The sequence below is a fragment of the Rossellomorea sp. ABR4_012 genome (assembly GCF_056159545.1).
Window position 1 is genome coordinate 249,208 of sequence record NZ_JBSWVK010000005.1, and the last position, 19,048, is coordinate 268,255.

Annotated in this window: 16 protein-coding genes and 1 other annotated feature; of the genes, 3 read left to right on the plus strand and 13 right to left on the minus strand. The window is 39.4% G+C overall.

Annotated features, from left to right (window positions below; genetic code table 11):
- The first annotated feature begins 135 nt into the window (after nucleotides 1-135).
- Nucleotides 136-318, plus strand: a complete 183-nt coding sequence (locus ACXAFV_RS19405; RefSeq protein WP_475128880.1) for a hypothetical protein — start codon at nucleotides 136-138, stop codon at nucleotides 316-318.
- A 41-nt stretch (nucleotides 319-359) separates the two neighbouring features.
- On the opposite strand, the gene pepF is transcribed toward ACXAFV_RS19405, so the two are convergent.
- The 12 genes from pepF to ACXAFV_RS19465 all read right to left on the minus strand — a co-directional run bounded on the left by pepF (nucleotide 360) and on the right by ACXAFV_RS19465 (nucleotide 15,972).
- Entirely contained in the window at nucleotides 360-2,183 is a 1,824-nt protein-coding gene (pepF, locus tag ACXAFV_RS19410; protein ID WP_475128881.1) for an oligoendopeptidase F, read from the minus strand.
- Nucleotides 2,184-2,270: 87 nt separating this feature from the next.
- Nucleotides 2,271-3,455 (minus strand): competence protein CoiA, encoded by a 1,185-nt coding sequence (locus tag ACXAFV_RS19415; protein ID WP_475128882.1) that lies wholly within the window; start codon nucleotides 3,453-3,455, stop codon nucleotides 2,271-2,273.
- A gap of 117 nt (nucleotides 3,456-3,572) precedes the next feature.
- Nucleotides 3,573-5,078, minus strand: a complete 1,506-nt coding sequence (cls, locus tag ACXAFV_RS19420) for a cardiolipin synthase (RefSeq protein ID WP_475128994.1) — start codon at nucleotides 5,076-5,078, stop codon at nucleotides 3,573-3,575.
- Nucleotides 5,079-5,262: 184 nt separating this feature from the next.
- The gene (gene mecA / locus ACXAFV_RS19425) at nucleotides 5,263-5,934 is read right to left on the minus strand and encodes an adaptor protein MecA (RefSeq protein ID WP_475128884.1); all 672 of its coding nucleotides are present in this window, start codon (nucleotides 5,932-5,934) and stop codon (nucleotides 5,263-5,265) included.
- A gap of 455 nt (nucleotides 5,935-6,389) precedes the next feature.
- Nucleotides 6,390-6,785: a transcriptional regulator SpxA gene (spxA, locus tag ACXAFV_RS19430; protein ID WP_032089161.1), complete on the minus strand. Its 396-nt coding sequence runs from the start codon at nucleotides 6,783-6,785 to the stop codon at nucleotides 6,390-6,392.
- A 624-nt stretch (nucleotides 6,786-7,409) separates the two neighbouring features.
- Nucleotides 7,410-7,982 carry a GNAT family N-acetyltransferase gene (locus tag ACXAFV_RS19435; protein WP_475128886.1) on the minus strand — a complete coding sequence of 191 codons (573 nt, stop codon included), beginning with the start codon at nucleotides 7,980-7,982 and terminating at the stop codon, nucleotides 7,410-7,412.
- A 693-nt stretch (nucleotides 7,983-8,675) separates the two neighbouring features.
- On the minus strand, nucleotides 8,676-9,878 hold the full coding sequence (locus ACXAFV_RS19440; protein WP_475128887.1) for a putative glycoside hydrolase: 1,203 nt from the start codon (nucleotides 9,876-9,878) through the stop codon (nucleotides 8,676-8,678).
- Between the two features lie 283 nt (nucleotides 9,879-10,161).
- Nucleotides 10,162-11,097 (minus strand): ABC transporter ATP-binding protein, encoded by a 936-nt coding sequence (locus ACXAFV_RS19445; protein WP_475128889.1) that lies wholly within the window; start codon nucleotides 11,095-11,097, stop codon nucleotides 10,162-10,164.
- Nucleotides 11,097-12,170, minus strand: a complete 1,074-nt coding sequence (locus tag ACXAFV_RS19450; protein ID WP_475128891.1) for an ABC transporter ATP-binding protein — start codon at nucleotides 12,168-12,170, stop codon at nucleotides 11,097-11,099. The genes ACXAFV_RS19445 and ACXAFV_RS19450 overlap by 1 nt, the downstream gene beginning before the upstream one ends.
- Before the next feature lie 19 nt (nucleotides 12,171-12,189).
- Complete coding sequence (opp3C, locus tag ACXAFV_RS19455) at nucleotides 12,190-13,215, minus strand: oligopeptide ABC transporter permease (RefSeq protein WP_475128892.1); 1,026 nt, start codon at nucleotides 13,213-13,215, stop codon at nucleotides 12,190-12,192.
- Nucleotides 13,215-14,144, minus strand: coding sequence for an oligopeptide ABC transporter permease (opp3b, locus tag ACXAFV_RS19460; protein ID WP_475128893.1), 930 nt, complete (start codon nucleotides 14,142-14,144; stop codon nucleotides 13,215-13,217). Before opp3b ends, opp3C begins: the two co-directional genes overlap by 1 nt.
- Before the next feature lie 172 nt (nucleotides 14,145-14,316).
- Nucleotides 14,317-15,972, minus strand: coding sequence for a peptide ABC transporter substrate-binding protein (locus tag ACXAFV_RS19465; RefSeq protein WP_475128894.1), 1,656 nt, complete (start codon nucleotides 15,970-15,972; stop codon nucleotides 14,317-14,319).
- 510 nt (nucleotides 15,973-16,482) lie between these two features.
- Here ACXAFV_RS19465 and ACXAFV_RS19470 point away from each other — a divergent pair.
- Both ACXAFV_RS19470 and trpS read left to right on the plus strand, forming a co-directional pair.
- Nucleotides 16,483-16,866: a DUF3899 domain-containing protein gene (locus ACXAFV_RS19470; RefSeq protein ID WP_475128895.1), complete on the plus strand. Its 384-nt coding sequence runs from the start codon at nucleotides 16,483-16,485 to the stop codon at nucleotides 16,864-16,866.
- 37 nt (nucleotides 16,867-16,903) lie between these two features.
- Nucleotides 16,904-17,142: a binding site (T-box leader), on the plus strand.
- A 50-nt stretch (nucleotides 17,143-17,192) separates the two neighbouring features.
- A complete protein-coding gene (gene trpS, locus ACXAFV_RS19475) occupies nucleotides 17,193-18,188 on the plus strand; it encodes a tryptophan--tRNA ligase (protein WP_475128896.1) in 996 nt (331 codons plus the stop codon).
- A 91-nt stretch (nucleotides 18,189-18,279) separates the two neighbouring features.
- Here trpS and ACXAFV_RS19480 read toward each other — a convergent pair whose 3' ends face one another.
- Complete coding sequence (locus ACXAFV_RS19480) at nucleotides 18,280-19,029, minus strand: DUF3603 family protein (protein WP_475128897.1); 750 nt, start codon at nucleotides 19,027-19,029, stop codon at nucleotides 18,280-18,282.
- Nucleotides 19,030-19,048: the final 19 nt, after the last annotated feature.

The following is a 19,048-nucleotide window of genomic DNA, read 5'->3' on the forward strand; positions in this document are numbered from 1 at the left end:
CACACTGATAATATATCATGATTGAACTTGTATTGGCAAGTTGTTTGTATGGTATTTCACAATATTGTCAAAATCCATGAATGAACCTCTTCAGCTTGTCATATAGTGTATAAACCGTCCGCGGAGGGATCGATTATGAGAGTAAGCATAAAATTATTGGTTCTGGTTTTGTTGATCATCATCAGCTTTCTCATTCATATTCTGGGGTTAATGAATCTTATCCCGCTGTTTATCACAGCCCCGATCTTATTTCTTTCACTATTGATTTTTATTTATTCATTCGGAAACAGGAACCGGTTTAAGGGGTTTAAGCCATAAAGAAAGGGAGGGCTGCTGCAGCTCCTCCCTTTCTTTGTGTTTTATTGAAGCTTCTTCAATAATTCTTCCATTTCGTTTAGTTTTGCTTCAAACACTTTGCATGCTTCTTCCACCGGTTTAGAGGTAGTCATATCGACGCCTGCTTTCTTCAGTACTTCTATCGGGTAATCCGAGCTTCCTGCTTTTAAGAATTCGATATACCGTTCAACGGCAGGTTCTCCTTCTTCAAGGATTTGCTTGCTTAACGCAGTGGCTGCTGAGAAGCCGGTCGCATATTGATAAACATAGTAATTGTAATAGAAGTGAGGGATTCGTGCCCACTCAAGACCAATTTCTTTATCGATAGAGATGTCTTCACCAAAGTATTTTTTATTGAGAGCATAATATTCCTTCGTAAGAAAATCAGAAGTCAATGCTTCTCCTTCTTGAGCTTTTTTATGAATTAAATGTTCAAATTCTGCAAACATCGTTTGTCGGAATACCGTGCCCCTGAAACCTTCCAAATAATGATTTAATAGATAAAGCCGTTTCTTTTCATCATCAATCGTATTCAATAGGTAATCATTCAGTAATGCTTCATTGCACGTAGAAGCGACTTCAGCCACAAAAATAGAATAATGGCCGTACGTATAGGGCTGTGCGGACCTTGTATAATAACTATGCACGCTATGACCGAACTCGTGTGCCAGGGTGAATAAATTATTTACATTGTCCTGCCAGTTCATGAGAATATATGGATTCGTTCCATAGGCACCTGATGAATAAGCCCCGCTTCTTTTTCCTTTGTTCTCAACAACATCCACCCAGCGGTTATCAAACCCATCCTGAAGAACGTCTGCGTAATCTTGCCCAAGTGGTTCAAGGCCTTTTAGAATCATACCTTTTGCCTCTTCATAGCCGATCTCCATTTTTACTTCTTTTACAAGAGGGGTATATAAGTCATACATATGGACTTCATCAAGCCCCAGTACCTTCTTACGGAGCTTTACATAGCGCTGGAGCAGATGAAGGTTCTTATTCACCGTTTCCACCAGGTTGTCATAAACCTGCTCAGGAATATTGTTATTCGATAAGGCTGCATGACGGGCTGAATCATAGTTTCTGACATTTGCAACAAAATTATCTTTCTTCACAGCTCCGCTAAGAGTCGAAGCGAACGTATTTTCAAATTTTCCATACGTTTCATATACTTTTTTAAAGGCTTCTTCGCGCACACGTCTGTCACTGCTCTCAAGAAAGCGAATGAAACGACCGTGGGTAATATCCACTTCTTCCCCATTCTCATCTTTGATACTTGGAAATTCGAGGTCTGCATTATTCAGCATCCCAAATGTATTGCTCGCTGCGCTGAATACTTCTGAAGCCTGTGCCATCAGGGCCTCTTCTTCAGCAGATAATACATGAGGACGCTGCAGGTTGATTTCTTCTAATGCATGCTTATATTTCTTCAGTTCTTCCTTTTCTTCCAGGAACCTTTGAAGTTTTCCTTCATCGATTGAAAGAATTTCAGGTACCAGGTAAGCAAATTTGCTTCCCAGCTGAGTATACAAGTTTTTTGCACGGTCATCCAGACCCTGGTAGTGTGAATTCGTTGTATCCTGGTCATAGCGCATATGAGAGTATGTATAAACCCTTCCCATTCTTTCCATGATCTCATCCTGAAAACTTAACGCTTTATATAATTGATCAGCACTTTGACTTAACGTTCCTTTGAATTCCACTGCTTTTTCTGTCAATCCTTTGATTTCTTTATATTCTTTTTCCCAAGCTCCATCGCTTTCAAAAATATCTTCAAGCCGCCATGTTAAGGCTTCTTCCACCTCATCTCTGACAGGCAGACTTTTGGTTACTGTGTCGTTTGACATATACATCCTCCATTCTGAATCTACAGACTATTCCTTATAGTTACATTCTCTCTTATCCTGGATATTCCTGCAAGAAAACAAGCTTTATTAGTCCTTTTTTAATATATGCTTCCACTTAGGAAAAAAATCACGTTCGTGTTGTTGAAATTCATTAAAGCTTTTTGTACAATTCCATTCGTTTACTAAACTATACCCTATTCCCTTCCCCTTTCTAATGACATTTATTCCTTCCAATAATTCAAGATAGTCTTCTATTAATTTATTGATGCCGGGTCCGGATGAAAGCGGGAAATCCCTCATTTCAATATCTCCTTTTGAAATGCGCCGGATAAATGCTTGCTTCATCATCTCTAAAGTAAAATAACGGTTTTTTTTGAACACATCTTTCCAAAGGTAATATTGCCATTCCACTGGATGGGTTTTGCAGACATTCATATGGGGGATGACAGGTAAGCCAATATACAGGGGTAAATATAGAAACGTATCTCCTTCTTTATATACCTCAGCCAGGAATCTGTCACGACGTGATGAAGTGAAATTTATTTTGTTCTGCATCCATTTTTGTCTGTAATGAAGCCAGCTTTTCAAATGATGGGAAACAGTATCTTCCGGAGGGGGTGTTAAAATCGGCAAAGTGAATCTTTGCAGCGGAATGGTGATCGGTTTTGAATAGAAAAATGAATTTTTCGATACCGGAGTAAGGTGGGGGAAAATCGTAAAGCACTTCTTTTCTGGATTGAAATGCAGAAGAAAATAGTGAAGTTCCTTCGAAAAGCGAATGAAACCCTGTTGAAAACTTGTTAATCTGAGGGGGCTCCCGGAAGTTACTGGCTGGGCCAAGATCCAAAGGGGACGAATCATCTCACTTCTGTATCCTTCTGTCCTCCCCTTCACTTCTGACAGCGGGATGGTAGAGCATTGGATTTCAATGGCAACCAGCCCTTCTTTCACGGTGATGAGCAGGTCAGGAACTTGATGCAGCTCTTTTACATAATACTCAAGCTTCACATCTTCAAAAAGCTGAGATAGTCTTTGATACAATAACGCTTTACCCAGAACATGATCTGGAGTTTCACTCTTTGATTCATATATGCATGGGAGCTTTGATGTATGGGCGAAATGCGGAATCTTGATTTTTCCTATTCGAAGGACTAAGGGGGATGAGCAATGAGGACAGAGGAACTGTGGTGATTTTTTTCTTATTTTCAATAACTCTTCTTTTGTATGATGGATTGTTGTAAAAGGCAGCCGATCAATCATAGCTGTTAACATGGAACACCTCCTCCAATATGTTATTCGACAAGAACTCGTAAAATCCTGCAAAAGAAATGCCCGAAGGAAAAGTTATCCTTCGGGCATTATCGGCTTATTTTAAACAGATCCTGATCATCATAACAACGGGGACATTAAGCGGGAGGTCGATTCCAGGATTCGATAACCCATGTGACGCTTTTGAAACTCTTCATGTGCCAGTTCAACTGATTGCTCTAAATCATTCAAATATTCTTCCACAAGCGATTTTGTGCTGTTTGTTTTATAAAGGAAAGCATTCACTTCAAAGTTTAAATGAAAGCTTCTCATATCCATATTGGAAGTCCCTATAGACGCCAATTCGTTATCCACGATGACAATCTTGCTATGCATGAAGCCTTTTTGATATTCGAATATCCTCACTCCCGCTTCCAATAGTTCTGGAAAGTAAGAACGGGAGGCATGAAAGACAATCCGCTTATCAGGTTTATGTGGAACAAGCAGCCGGACATCAATTCCACTTAACGCTGCGATCTTCAATGCAGAGAAGATATCTTCGTCAGGGATAAAATAAGGTGATGCCACCCAAACGCTTTCCTGAGCGGACGTAATCATGGAGAAGAATAGGTTTTTCAACACACTAAGTTCATTATCAGGTCCGCCGGCAATCATCTGAACCCCGCCGTCATTGATTTCACTTACAGGGTCCGGGCTTAAATAACCTGGCGTCAGAAAATCATCATTGGTCATATAATACCAATCCTGGAGAAATATAAGTTGAAGTGTGCGGACCGCATCACCTTTGACAAACAAATGTGTATCCCTCCAGAATCCAAACGTTGGATTTTTCCCCAAGTATTCATCTCCTATATTCAAACCGCCGACAAAGCCGATGTTTCCATCAATCACAATGATTTTTCTGTGATTTCGGAAATTGAATTTATTATTGAGAAAAGGAATCTTTACAGGACCAAACGGGACGACTTCAATGCCTGCTCCTTTTAGATCTTTAATGTACTGATTTGATAATTGCCAAGCACCGACAGCATCATATAGAAAACGGACCTTGACCCCCTCTTTCGCTCGTTCGATTAAAACATCTTTTATCTGATTTCCTATGTCATCATGACGCACGATATAATACTCCATATGGATATGATGCTTCGCCGTTTTCAACCAGCGGAGTATCTCTCCGAACGTTTCCTGTCCATTCGTCAACACTTTCGTTTCACTTGAAAATGAAATGGCGCTGTTGCCTATCCGCTGCGCAAGCTGGACGTGTTTTTCCTGATAGAACCCGAACATCTCAGGATTCATTTCTATAGGTCCAGGTTCGTACTTATTGTAGGTTTCCTTATCTAAAATGTACTTTTTCTTGTACATCTTTTCTTTTCGATAATTTCTTCCAAATAACAAGTAAAAGATAAAACCAAGAAAAGGAAAAGCCCCAAGGACAACCAGCCAGGTAAGAGTTTGAGTAGGATGACGATTTTCAATGAATATTAGAAAACCTATGATAATGACCGAAAACGTAAATACCAAACTTACGTATTTCAACATTCCTTCTAAATATTGATCTAAAAAATAAAAATAACTGACTGCAATTACAGCGACAAATAAGAGCACTTTCACCGTATTCTTCATCATTACACCATCCCATGAACTCAAGGTTATACAATTTTTATATTGTTAATTTGTAATAAGGGGTGTTAACTTTTAATTATGGTCTTTCATTATTCATTGATGACATCTGTTATTAATTATTATATAAGATTAGATAAGTAATAATAAAAAAATACCGATTTCAGGATGAAACCGGTATTCGAACTTATGAAAAGTATGCACTTAATGTTTCAAATACGTTTTGATCGACAACGATTTTCCCATATTCTTCTAGACGGTGAACGGTCATTCTTGACTCATCAGCGTATTCAAGCAGGATGCTTAACATATTGTCAATCTCTTCTTCTGAGAAGTGCTCTTCTGAAAACTTAATGTAAAGAAAATATTTATTTTCGAAAGCAAGTAACTTTGTAGTCAAATGTTCAACCGGCATATCCCTGAGTCGCTGAGATAATGAAATCGCATCTTCAAAGTCGCTGAACTTTAACGTAAAATCCAATGCAACTTCTGTATCTTCTTCTTGATCCTGTTTGATTTGAAAATGTTGATCCAGCAGTTCTTCAATACGTTCATCCACAGGAAGCTCTTTTAATTTATCTTCAGGAATCGGCAATTCAAATCGTTGACCATCCTTTGAAACCTGTGCTCTTGTAACAAGTACTTCGAGTCCTTTGTCCAATGCTTGAACTTGTATCCATAGCGGACCTTCTATACCGAAATCTTCTTCCTGATGAACCTCATCCATCATTTCCCAGAAGAGTTCTTCACTTCGCTCACGATTATACCAGATTTCTTCGCGGTCAAAGCCTCTATCCTCTATATCCCCATAAGAAATATAGAATTTCACTGTATTTTCGTTAATACGTTCGATTTCCATTTAACACCTCTCCCTTCTTGCATAAAATTAGTGAAGGGACTACACCCTCTGAGCTGCATAAGCCCGACTGTCTGAGCAGGTGTGTCAGACTTGTTGGTGAAGATTAAGATACATTTTAATTAGTTTGTACCTTGTACTTCTATTTTATGTTATCAGCACTTAAAATGGAATATAAATAACACCCATTTTTCACTTAAGCAGATCGGACTATTATATGTGTTTGTGACATTTTAGCTAATATTTGCAGAAAATTCAAGTGATAATACTTTGTATAAAGTTTTATCAGCATCGTTGATTTCCGTACGATATCAATGAATGAAATAACGATTATTTCAATGCAGATTAAAAAATAAAGAGACTAACCCGCAAGGAAACGAAACGTCCTTTAAGGGTTAGCCCCTTTTAATTGTATATTCCCAGCAAAGTGATAAAATGCAGAGAAGGCGAATGATTTATTAGTTAACCATTCTTTGAGCTTCAAGAAGTTGGAATGTGCGAACTTTTCTAGGAAGGAAACGTCTGATTTCATCTTCATTGTATCCAACCTGCAAACGTTTTTCATCCAGGATGATCGGACGTCTAAGTAATCCAGGATTTTTTTGGATAAGCTCAAATAATTCTTGCAGCGGTAATGTTTCTAAGTCTACATTAAGCTTCTGAAAAGTCTTTGAACGGGTAGAAATGATTTCATCCGTTCCATCCTCTGTCATGCGGAGGATTTCTTTGATTTCATCAATGCTTAAAGGTTCAGAAAAAACGTTGCGCTCTGTATATGGAATCTCATGCTCTTCTAACCAAGCTTTTGCCTTACGACAAGATGTACAACTAGGTGAAGTGAATAATGTAACCACGTCATTCACACTCCCTTAAATAATTTTATAGTGGTGAATAGGTTATAGAGTATTTTATATTTAAACAAAGTGCGTTATTTAAAATAAGTTTAAATAAGAAATCTCTATTATGTATTATACATGAATTGCGAGAAGTTGAACATAGTTTTAATGAATTTGTCAAACTTCTTACACATTAGTTTAACATAAGCTATATATTCTATTTATATTTCTTTATCTACCCGTTCTTCCACAAGTGTAAACATCTTTTTATCGAAACTATATTTTCATTTAGAAAACCTTATTGCGAATCGCAATAAGGTTTTCTGTGTTTTTATGATACTATTTTGCATCCTTGATCACCGCTGTTGATTTCCATGGAGGACTTCGCTATCCCGCGGGCGGCAGGTGAGCCTCCTCGTCGCATGCGCTCCTGTGGGTTAGAAAAGCGGAGGAGCTTTACTTAGAGGCATGTGGGATGAGGCGAATCGGCCACGAAGGCGACCTTTGCCTTATGGGTCGGTTTGACTTATGACATAGGCCTCTAAGCCCGTAGCTGGACAGGTCTCACCTGTTCCGCTTTTCCCGCAGGAGCCTTCTTCCTCCACTCCAATCAACAGCCAGAACATTTTGAACCATTTGGTTTTATATATCTTTTAAAACATCTTCTTCCCGTTCTTCATCCAGTTTCAGGACTTCTTCTACAGGTTGATAAGATGCACCGTAAAACTTCTCATCTTTGTACGTATGGATCAATTCATACGTTTTCTTCATGGAATCAAATATTAGATCTTCCGACTCCTCATTCGGTGCCCAATACAAAATCTCCATCTCGTTGATTTCATTGGTCGCTAATGAACGTCTGGCATAACCGATGCTTACTGCATGTTCAAATCCTTCACGCTTGTAAAATTTCAAACGCTTTTCTGTATCGGTATCATCGTAGTCGACAGGCTCTACTTCTAATATGATCGGTTTATTTTTTTTCTTCAGCTTTTCAAGAAGCTTGTGACCAAGTCCCTGTCCGCGTGCGTCCTTTGAAACAAAAAGATAATCAATAAATATAAAGTCATCCAGTTCCGCATACATCAATACGTGATGCTGTCCTTCATCTTTATGATAAATATCACTACGTTCTTTAAGTAAAGTTTCAAGATGTTCTTTCGATTTCATTTCCTCTACAGGGAAATATTGATTCAGCTTTTCATACCAGTGCATGGACCTACTCCTTTAAACAAATTTTTTGCTGACTAACTTGGATAAAACTATTTTTCTCATAAATGATTGGTTTATGTTAGTTGTTAGTCTTTTCAGTGGAATTAATTTAAATACGGTTTACAGGAAATGATTCCTGTTAAGGGGGAATTGTGGTTTCAAGCGGTTAATGTTACCAATTTAATCATAACAATATAAGGGGATTTGTCAAATGATATCACTGCCTCCACGGTACTTATAAAATGCTCTGAAGTGGTCAAACCACATTAAATAAAAAACCACCACATAAAGACGAACAATTTATGTGTAGCCTCTTAATACCGCTAATGATTTCCGTGCAAGACTTCGCTTTCCGCGGGTAGCCCGTGAGCCTCCTCGGCAAGCCTGCGGGTAGAAAAGCGGAGGGGCTTCGCTTAGAGGCAGGTGGGATGAGGCGAATCGGCCACGAAGGCGACCTTTGCCTTATGGGTCGGTTTGACTTATGACATATGCCTCTAAGCCGTAGCTGGACAGGTCTCACATAAACTACTCTTCCCGCAGGAGTCTTCGTCTTGCACTCCAATCAACCGCTGGATAGCACTAAATCAAAATGTCTATTTGATCAAATTAAAAACCCGAACTAATTTGTCTCATATTACGCAAATTAGTTCGGGTTTTACTGAAACTAAATCACTTTTGTCCCAGCCTCTTTTACTATTAAGGTGTATAATCTACACCTTCTGTATAAGAGTTTCCTGCATCCCACAACAGGAACTCTTTGATTCCTTGATCATTCAACGCCTTGATTTGTGCTTCGATTTCGGCTTTGCCATAAACTTTATAATTTCCGCTGCCTAACCAGGAAGCAGTGAAGTCTTGAAGCCATGGCCTTGAAATTGGAGGATTCTTTAACTCAGCTAGTTTTTTATTTTCCAATTTAGCATACTCAGTCACTAATTTATATGGCTCGGTATCCGGTTTTGCAATTCCGAAGTATGGGGTCCAGTGACTTGGATAGATCATGGAAGAGATAACATCGACATGCTCAGAAATCTTTGTGAAGTTCTGGCCGATTCCAGGTGCCTCCGGCAAAGTTGCAGTATAGCCGAAAATATCGACAGACACTTTAACACCATACGGCTCTAACTTTTCATGAGCATATTCAACAAAGTCCGTCACAGCCTGCACACGTTTCTGAACATTGTCTTTTTCTTGATCTGTATAGTCGCCGGTACTGTACTCAAGTTCTTTATCTCTCTTTTCAAAGCCTTCCGGGAAACGAACATAATCAAATTGGATTTCCTGGAATCCCATTTTTGCCGCTTCAATTGCAATTCCTACATTATAATCCCATACCTCTTTAAGGAATGGATTTACGAACGATTCTCCTCGTCCGTTCTTCCATACCTTACCTCCATCTTTATAGGAAAGCTCTGGTTTTTTATTTGCAAGGACAGTATCTTTAAATACAACGATCCGGGCGATCGGGTAAATTTGTTTTTCTTCCATCGTTTTAAGCAGCGATTCAGGATCCTTAATATAAGGCTGCCCTACCTCTGCATACGGTGAAGACGCATCGGGTTCATATGTAACATATCCATGATCATCCTTGATATCGATTACCATCGCATTTAAGTCCGTTGAATCGATTAAGTCAGTCAATTTATTGAAGCGCTCCCCACCAGCTGAATGTCCGGTTACGTATACTCCCCTGATGGCATCCGGATATTTAAATGAATAGCCTGAATCATACACAAACCGCGGTGCAGAAGCAGGAATTTCCTTTTTGCTCAATGAAAGAGTTCTCTTCTCATGATTACTTTCTACTGGATTCCGTTCAGATTCTGCACTCACTGATTGGAAGGGCAATACGCACAATGTGATTAAACAGAAAGATGTCGCCAGCTTACTCCATTTCAAAATAAACCTCTCCTCTTTTATAATAACTATCTACTAAAAATTGTAACACTTGTTACTATTTTAACAAGGAAATAACTTCAAAGAAAAGGGAATATACACCTAAAATGTCGGAATTTCCGAGGAAATCAATGTAAAGGTAACTGTAAATACTAATGGTGAATGGGTTCATTATGTCTTATTAATAACATATGTACTATGTATAAAAAAAGAAGATGTTTATAACCGGTCCTGAGTGGAAGATATAAAAAGAAAAGCCCCTAAAATAAGGGGCTTAAGCAAAGCATTAACCTTTATATTGCGCCTTGTATTGTGCAAATTCTTTTTCAGAGCAATATACAAAGTGTCCAGGTGCAACTTCGCGCATTTCAAGTTGATCTTCTTCCGTATAATTATGAACGGCAGGATCATATTCTTTTCTTCTGCGTGTACGCTCATACTCAGGATCTGGAAGAGGTATGGCAGAAAGCAATGATTGAGTATAAGGGTGAAGCGGGTTCTTATACAGCGCATCACTTGGTGCCAGCTCTACTAATTTACCAAAATACATTACGCCGATACGGTCACTGATGTATTTAACCATGGACAGATCATGGGCGATGAAAAGGTAAGTCAGTCCTTTTTCTTTTTGCAGCTGCTGCATCAGGTTGACCACCTGAGCCTGGATTGAAACGTCCAATGCAGAGATCGGCTCATCCGCAATGATGAAATCAGGGTCCACGGCAAGAGCACGCGCGATTCCGATACGTTGTCTTTGACCTCCAGAGAATTCATGTGGATAGCGTCCTGCGTGTTCTTTATTTAAACCAACAGTTTCAAGAAGTTCATGGACTTTTCTCAAGCGTTCTTCTTTCGAAGAAGCCAGGCCATGGATGTCGATGCCTTCTGCAATAATGTCAGCTACCTTCATACGAGGGTTCAGTGACGCATAAGGATCCTGGAAGATCATCTGCATTTTACGGTTGAATTTCTTTAATTGGGAACGGCTTTTCTTACCATGTACATCATCCCCGTTAAATAAAACCTGGCCGTCCGTTGCGTCGTACAGACGAATGATTGTACGTCCTGTAGTGGATTTACCACAGCCTGATTCTCCAACCAGTCCAAGCGTTTCACCTTTGTATATATCAAAAGAAATATCATCTACCGCTTTGACCATATTAGGCTTGCCAGGGTTGAAATATTGTTTAAGGTTTTTGATTTCGAGTAATTTTTCTGCCATTATGAACGAACCTCCTCAACTAGTACCGGCTCAGCGTAGTTAGACGGCATTTTTCTATGTCTTAGTTTTACTGCTTCAGGAGGTTCTACCTGTGGAGCACTTGGATGCATCAACCATGATTTGACGATATGTGTGTCAGACACCTTATAATACGGTGGTTCTTCTTCAAAGTCGATCTTCATTGCATACTCACTTCTCAATGCGAATGCATCTCCTTTTGGAGGATTCAATAAATCAGGAGGTGTTCCTGGTATGGCAACCAACTCCTGCTCACCTTCAGTGTCCGTTGTTGGCATTGAACCGATCAGTCCCCATGTGTATGGATGACGTGGGTCATAGAAGATTTCATCCACTGTCCCGGATTCAACGATTTGTCCTCCGTACATGACCGCTACACGATCAGCGACGTTCGCAACAACACCAAGGTCATGGGTGATGAAGATGATAGAAGTTTCAATCTTCGTTTGTAAATCTTTCATCAACTCAAGGATTTGTGCTTGAATGGTAACATCAAGTGCCGTTGTCGGTTCATCCGCAATCAGGATTTTAGGATTGCATGCTAATGCAATGGCGATGACGACACGCTGGCGTTGACCACCTGAAAATTGGTGTGGATATTGTTTGAAGCGTGTCTCAGGGCTAGGAAGTCCAACCAGCTTCAATAGTTCGATGGCACGTTTTTTTGCATCATTCTTGCTCATGTTCTGATGCTTGACAAGCGGCTCCATGATTTGCTTCCCGATCGTCATCGTCGGGTTCAATGAAGTCATTGGATCCTGGAAAATCATCGAGATATCTTTACCGCGAATTTTTTCCATGTGTTTCTCAGGTAGCGTTGCAAGATCTTTACCTTCAAACATGATCTTACCGTCTTTGATAAAACCAGGAGGATTCGGAATCAATCTCATAAGCGCTTTAGTCGTAACTGATTTCCCCGAACCTGACTCCCCAACTATGGCAAGGGTTTCACCTTTATCTAAATGAAAATCTACACCGCGTACAGCTTTGACTTCCCCTCCATGCGTATTGAAGGAGACGTGTAAATTATTCACTTCTAAAATTCTTTTTGACATATTCTTTATCTCCCTTCCATTACTTACGCATTTTCGGATCCAATGCATCGCGAAGTCCGTCAGCCATCAGGTTAAAACTTAAAATGACTAATGATATTACCGCTGAAGGCACTAACATCATATGAGGGTAAGACTGAATCGATCTGTACCCATCATTAACCAAGGAACCTAATGAAGCTTTAGGAGGTGCAATTCCCAATCCGATAAAGCTTAAGAATGCTTCTGTATATATAGCTGCAGGCACTGTAAACATCGTGGTGATGATTACTGGCCCCATTACGTTAGGTAACAAGTGTTTGAAGATAAGACGGTTGCTGCTCGCACCCAAGGTACGTGAAGCAAGCACGAACTCCTGATTCTTCAATTGAAGGACCTGACCACGGACAATCCGGGCCATCCCGGTCCATCCTGTTATGACCATCGCCATGGTGATCGAGAATATCCCTGGCTCAAAGATCAAGATGAAGAGAATGACAACAATCAAGTTTGGTATACCCACAAGGATTTCGATGATCCGTTGCATGACATCATCGATTTTTCCGCCATAGTAAGCAGAAATACCACCGTATGAAATCCCGATGATGAAATCGATGATCGCTGCCAAAATACCAATATAAAGCGATACTCTTGTTCCTGTCCACGTTCTTGTCCACAAATCGCGTCCAAGATCATCTGTACCGAACCAGTAGTTTACTTCTACATTTCTGGCTTCGTATACGTCAAATCCATCTGAATCCTTTCCATCAAATGGAAGCCAGCTTATACCTGAAAGCGCTTCAATTTTAGGAGGAAGCTTTGCATGGCGAATTTCTTGCTGTTTAAAGCTGAAATCATTCATTCCTGGGCCAAATATCGCAAAGAAGAAGATTATTGCGGTAATAATCATTCCGACAATGGCGCCTTTACTTTTTCTTAATCTAATCCAGGCATCTTGCCAAAAATTCAAACTCGGTCTTTCGATTCTTTCAGCTTCGCTTTCATTAATCTTTTGCTGCTGGAAGAGATCTGGACTAAGTTGATCTAGTTTTCTTTTGTTTGATTCCATTATTTCTTCCCTCCAGCCAAACGAATACGTGGGTCAATAATTCCGTACATAATATCAACAAGGAAAATGACTCCTATGAATAATACACTAAAGAACAAAGTAATACCCATAATAACTGTATAATCGTTCGTGTTGATAGACAATACGAACTGTTCACCTAATCCTGGAACAGCAAATATACGCTCAATAACTAGCGAACCAGTCATAACAGCGACTGTCATTGGTCCTAAAATTGTTATGATTGGGATCATCGCATTACGTACAGCATGTTTTACCACGGTTCCAACTTTTGATATCCCTTTTGCTTTTGCTAATAATATATAATCAGAGTTTAAGATTTCAAGCATTTCAGTACGCATGAAACGCGCAATCGTTGCCACAACACCTACCGTAAGTGCTAGTGTTGGAAGTATTGTGTGTTTATACTCTCCCCAAAGGGCAACAGGAAGCCACTCAAGCTTGACACCTATATAATATTGCAATAAAGCAGCAAAAACGAATGAAGGGATGGATATCCCTAAAACAGCAAGTATAGTAGATCCATAATCCCAAACCGTATTATGTTTGATTGCTGCAATGATCCCTACCAATAATCCTAAAAACGTTCCTAATACCATAGCTTGGAATCCTAGAAGTGCGGAAGGTCCAATACGATCTCCAATGATTTGTGTAACCGGGCGGTTATCGTATTGAAATGATAAACCTAAATCACCCTGAGCAAGTCCCGTCATGTAGTTCACATACTGAACCGGCAGCGGGTCATTCAGACCATATTTATCCAAAATGATTTGTTGTTGTTCCGGAGACAGCCTTTCTTGATTTTGTAGTGGAGATCCAGGCAGGAGCTTCATCAGAAAGAAAGTAGCGGTAGCAATGATAAGCAAAGTGATGATCATATAAACGAGTCGTTGAATTGTATATCTGACCATTCTTTAGCCCCCCTTTTTTGTCTATTTTTTCATTACATAGATAATTATATAGATATTCGACAAATTTTCAATCTATTTTTACTTTTTTGACTTTTTTCGACAATCAGTGGAAAAGGAGAGCGTATGCCCATGCATACACTCTCCCTTTTAAGGTTTGTCATTGAGCTATTAATTACTCAACAGAAGCCCACTTGTAAGAATTATCTGCACCAAATGAATGGCGAAGGATACCTTTAACATATGGACGCTCTAGGTAAGAACTACCTCTTTGGTACATTGGGCTGATTGCTTGATCTTCGAAAAGAATCTTCTCTGCGTCGATCATTGCTTGCCAACGAGCTTCTAAATCATCAGCTAGTTCACCTTTAGCTTGCTCAATTAACTTGTCATACTCTGGATTAGAGTAAGCCATTTGGTTATGAGCTCCATCAGTAACGAACATGTCAACGAACGTCATCGGATCTGGATAGTCAGGACCCCATCCAGCGAATGATAAGTCATAATCACCTTTAGATTCTAAATCAAGTTTTTGCTTGAATGGTTGTGCTTTGATTGAAACAGTAAGACCTTCAAGGTTTGTTTCTAATTGTTCTTTGATGAATTCTCCGACTTTCTTAGAGCTTTCAGAGTCATAGTTTAATAGTTCGATTTCGAACGTATCTTTACCTAACTCTTCTTTCGCTTTTGCCCAGTGTTCTTTAGCTTTTTCAGTATCATATGCACCGAAATCGCCAACAGTTTCACGGTATTCAGCTCCATCTGGACCTGATACGAAATCTTTTGGTACTAGATAGTACGCAGGCATTGAACCATTGTTCATAAGAACGTCAACCATACCTTGCTTGTCATAAGCAGCATCGATTGCTTTACGAGCATTTACGTTAGCCATTAATTCGTTCTTTTGGTTTAAACGCAGGAAGAATACAGCAGTATCCGCTAGAGTTTTGAAGTTTGGATCATCTTTGTACTTGTCAACGAATTCAGCTGAAAGACCAGTAATATCAGCCTTTTCAGTTTCATAAAGGTTAACTGCGGTTGCAGTATCCTTAACGATGTTGAAGTTAACTTCTTTCAACTTGACAGTTTCTGCATCCCAGTAACCATCGTTTTTAGTTAATTTGAAGCTTTGTTCGTGCTTCCACTCAGATAGTGTGAAAGGACCATTGTAAAGTGCTTTATCAGCTTCAAGACCAAATTGATCGCCTTGAGCTTCTACGAATTTTTGGTTTTGAGGATAGAAAGTTGCGAAAGAAAGTAATGCTTTGAAGTATGGTACTTGACCTTCAAGCTGTACTTCTAACGTTTTGTCATCAATTGCTTTAACACCTAATTCTTCAACTGGAACTTCACCAGCGTTAACTTTTGCAGCATTTTTGATATCGTACATGATGTACGCGTATTCTGCACCAGTATCAGGGTTTAAAGCTTTTTGCCAAGCGTAAACGAAGTCGTTAGCAGTAACGGGATCTCCGTTTGACCAATTAGCATCACGAAGCTTGAACGTGTAAGTAAGACCATCTTCACTGACTTGTGGCTCTTCAGCAGCCATACCTAGTACTGCTTCGTCGTTCTCACCTAAACGGTAAAGACCTTCGAATACGTTGTTCATTACGTTGAATGAAACAGAGTCAGTAGCTAGTGTTGAGTCCATTGATGGGATCTCTGAACTCTCGATCAAGTTAAGTACTTGTTCTTTTTGCTCAGCAGGCTTGTCGCCGCCGTTGTCGCCTGTTCCCTCGTCTCCAGACTTTTCATTGCCGCCACAAGCAGCTAGGAAAGTACTTAGAGCCAGAAGAAGAACCAGCAAGAATGAAAACTTTTTCTTCATCTTGAAATTGACCTCCTCGTAAATCTCATATTTATTTATCTTCTAATTTTCAGAAGATTTGTTACTTATTATACATGATAGAGATATTTTTGCAATATTAATTTAACAGTTTTTTTGCAAAATTATCAGATTAATAGGTCATATGATGGTAAAACCTTGATTTATAGGGGTTTTCAGAATTACATTTAGGGTGTTTGTCCTATTACAATTGTTACAATAAACCGCTTTCATTTATTTTACTTAATCAGCAAAAATTGTCGATATTAACTAGATTGAAAGTTTTTTCTATTATAATTATAAATTGTTATGATTCTTTATTACACACGTTGTGCCTACTTCTCTTTTTAAGAGAAGCTAGGAATCCTAATAAACCCCTTAGTGTGTGCGGACTATAGATGATTGTATTTTTGGAAGGAACAGTTATCAGAGTATTGTATATATATGAAATCCAATTGAAATCCATCGTCCGCTTCATGTATACTTTTATAATAAAAGGTATAAAGGAGTATTATGAAACGTATATTTACTATTTATATTATTGCGGTTTTGTTCTTGATCATCTCAGTGGCCTTTTCACTTGTTCAGGGTGATCCACTCGTTCTTTCTATTCTTAACAGCTTATTTATTACAGGAATGATTTATTTAATCATGGGTGCTTTCCTGTATATATTTCAGAAGGGTTTCTTTAACGGAATTGTATATGCTTTAAAGAGATTTCGAAGAAGTACTGTGCAGGGTAAGTTCCTTTCTGAGTTTGATGATATCGATTCAACGAAGCAAGCTCACGAAGAGTTTACAGTTGTGAGGTCTTATAAAATCACCAACTCTTTTCTTATTATAGGAAGTTCCCTGCTCGTCATTTCCTTGGCACTGTCCTATCTCCTATACACTTGAATTAACCTTGTTAATTCAATATAATAGGAATACTAATATCATGGCTGAGATGAAGAATAGTACCTTTAAATTGATTTCAAGAGAGCTTGTGGCCGGTGTGAACAAGTAATCATTTTTTAGCGAATGGACTTCTGAGCCTTATTTGTGAAATATCAGTAGCGAATAACGGATTTACCTCACGTTAAAGAGGTTTCATGCAAGCTGCATGGACTAAGCTGATCCATATTCATGGGTACTTAGGGTGGCACCGCGGATATAATCCCATTCGTCCCTATATTATAAGGACGCGTGGGTTTTTATTTTGTACAAAATTAGGAGGAAACGTAATGAAGACCATATTTAGCGGAATACAGCCGAGCGGTACGATCACGCTCGGTAATTACATCGGGGCAATGAAGCAGTTTACAGAATTGCAAAATGAATACAACTGTTACTTCTGTGTCGTAGATCAGCATGCGATTACAGTACAGCAGGATAAAATGGAGCTGCGTAAAAATATTAAAAGTCTTGCTGCACTCTATATCGCCTGTGGGATCGATCCTGAAAAGTCTACTTTATTCATTCAATCAGAAGTACCTGCACATGCACAGGCGGGATGGATACTGCAATGTGTGACGTATATCGGAGAGCTTGAGAGAATGACGCAATTCAAGGATAAATCCCATGGTAAGGAAGCTGTATCCGCCGGACTCTTGACTTACCCGCCATTAATGGCAGCCGATATCCTGCTGTATGGTACTGATTTAGTACCTGTCGGCGAAGATCAAAAACAGCATTTGGAATTAACCCGTAATCTGGCTGAGCGCTTTAACAATAAATACAATGACATCTTCACCGTTCCTGAAGTACGGATCCCTAAAGTCGGCGCACGGGTCATGTCACTGCAGGACCCATTAAAGAAAATGAGTAAATCAGATGCCAATCAAAAAGCGTTCATCACATTGCTGGATGATCCAAAACAAATCGAGAAGAAAATCAAGAGCGCTGTCACTGATTCAGATGGCGTCGTGAAATACGACAAGGAAAATAAACCTGGTGTTTCGAATTTATTATCGATATACTCTATCCTCGAGCGCACTTCAATAGAAGAGCTTGAACAAAAATATGATGGAATAGGGTACGGAGAGTTCAAAGCTGACCTGGCTCAAGTAGTAGTCAATGCCATCAAACCGATTCAGGATCGCTATAATGAATTGATCGACTCCGATGAATTGGATGACATTCTCGATCGCGGAGCTGAAAAAGCCAATCGTGCCGCGGGCAAGATGCTTAAAAAAATGGAAAAGGCCATGGGACTGGGCCGTAAAGAGAGAAAAAGATAATGATGGATGAAGTGCTGGAGCCAATTAAGGCTTCAGCATTTTTTCCGAATAAAAAAACCCCAAGTCTATAGTAGACTTAAGGTTTCGAAGCTCAATTCACTTTAGGACGGTTTTCAACTTCCCACAGTTTTTCAAAAAATGGCTGCCCCTTAATCAGGTTCTCACATAGGATGAGATGTTTATTTGACCATCCATATTTCGTTTCTTCATACAGCATATTCCAAACATCTTCAAAATCCATATCCTGAATGACCCGGTACTGCTCAGGTGCCCATTCTGTATACCAGTAACGGATTTCTGCCGTGTTTCTCGAACCGTGAAGCTGATCAAGTGCCATGAAGAGCAACTGTTTAAGCTGCCTTTCCTTCCTTGTCAAGCCATTCATCATATGTGGACTCGGTGAAAGAATATGATAAGCGTTCTCCGATTTGGGATCTTGTTCCACGGAGTAAGGAATCACATCGTGACCTTCCACCATTTCATATACAAGCTGTTCCTGTCTTGGAATGAGCCTGCTTTTTCGAATAGGAACAGTATAACCGATTGTATCGACTGCCAATATGCCTGTCCCATCTGTGACAATAAAGCAATAATCCAATTGGATGCGTTCATGATTTTTTCTTAAATATGCTTTTTGATATACATCATTCAGCAGTTGTTGAGGTAATTCTGATAAATCATTCTCGATGTAATGAAAAAGGGCATTATCCACTTTTATTAAAGGAACTTGATCTAACAACTCAATGACATCTTCTTTTCTCCATTCGTGAAAATGACACACATTGTAGCCATTTTCTTCGCCTTCGAACCAATTTACCCATACATCATGAAGATATAACATGATTGACCCCTCGCTTTGC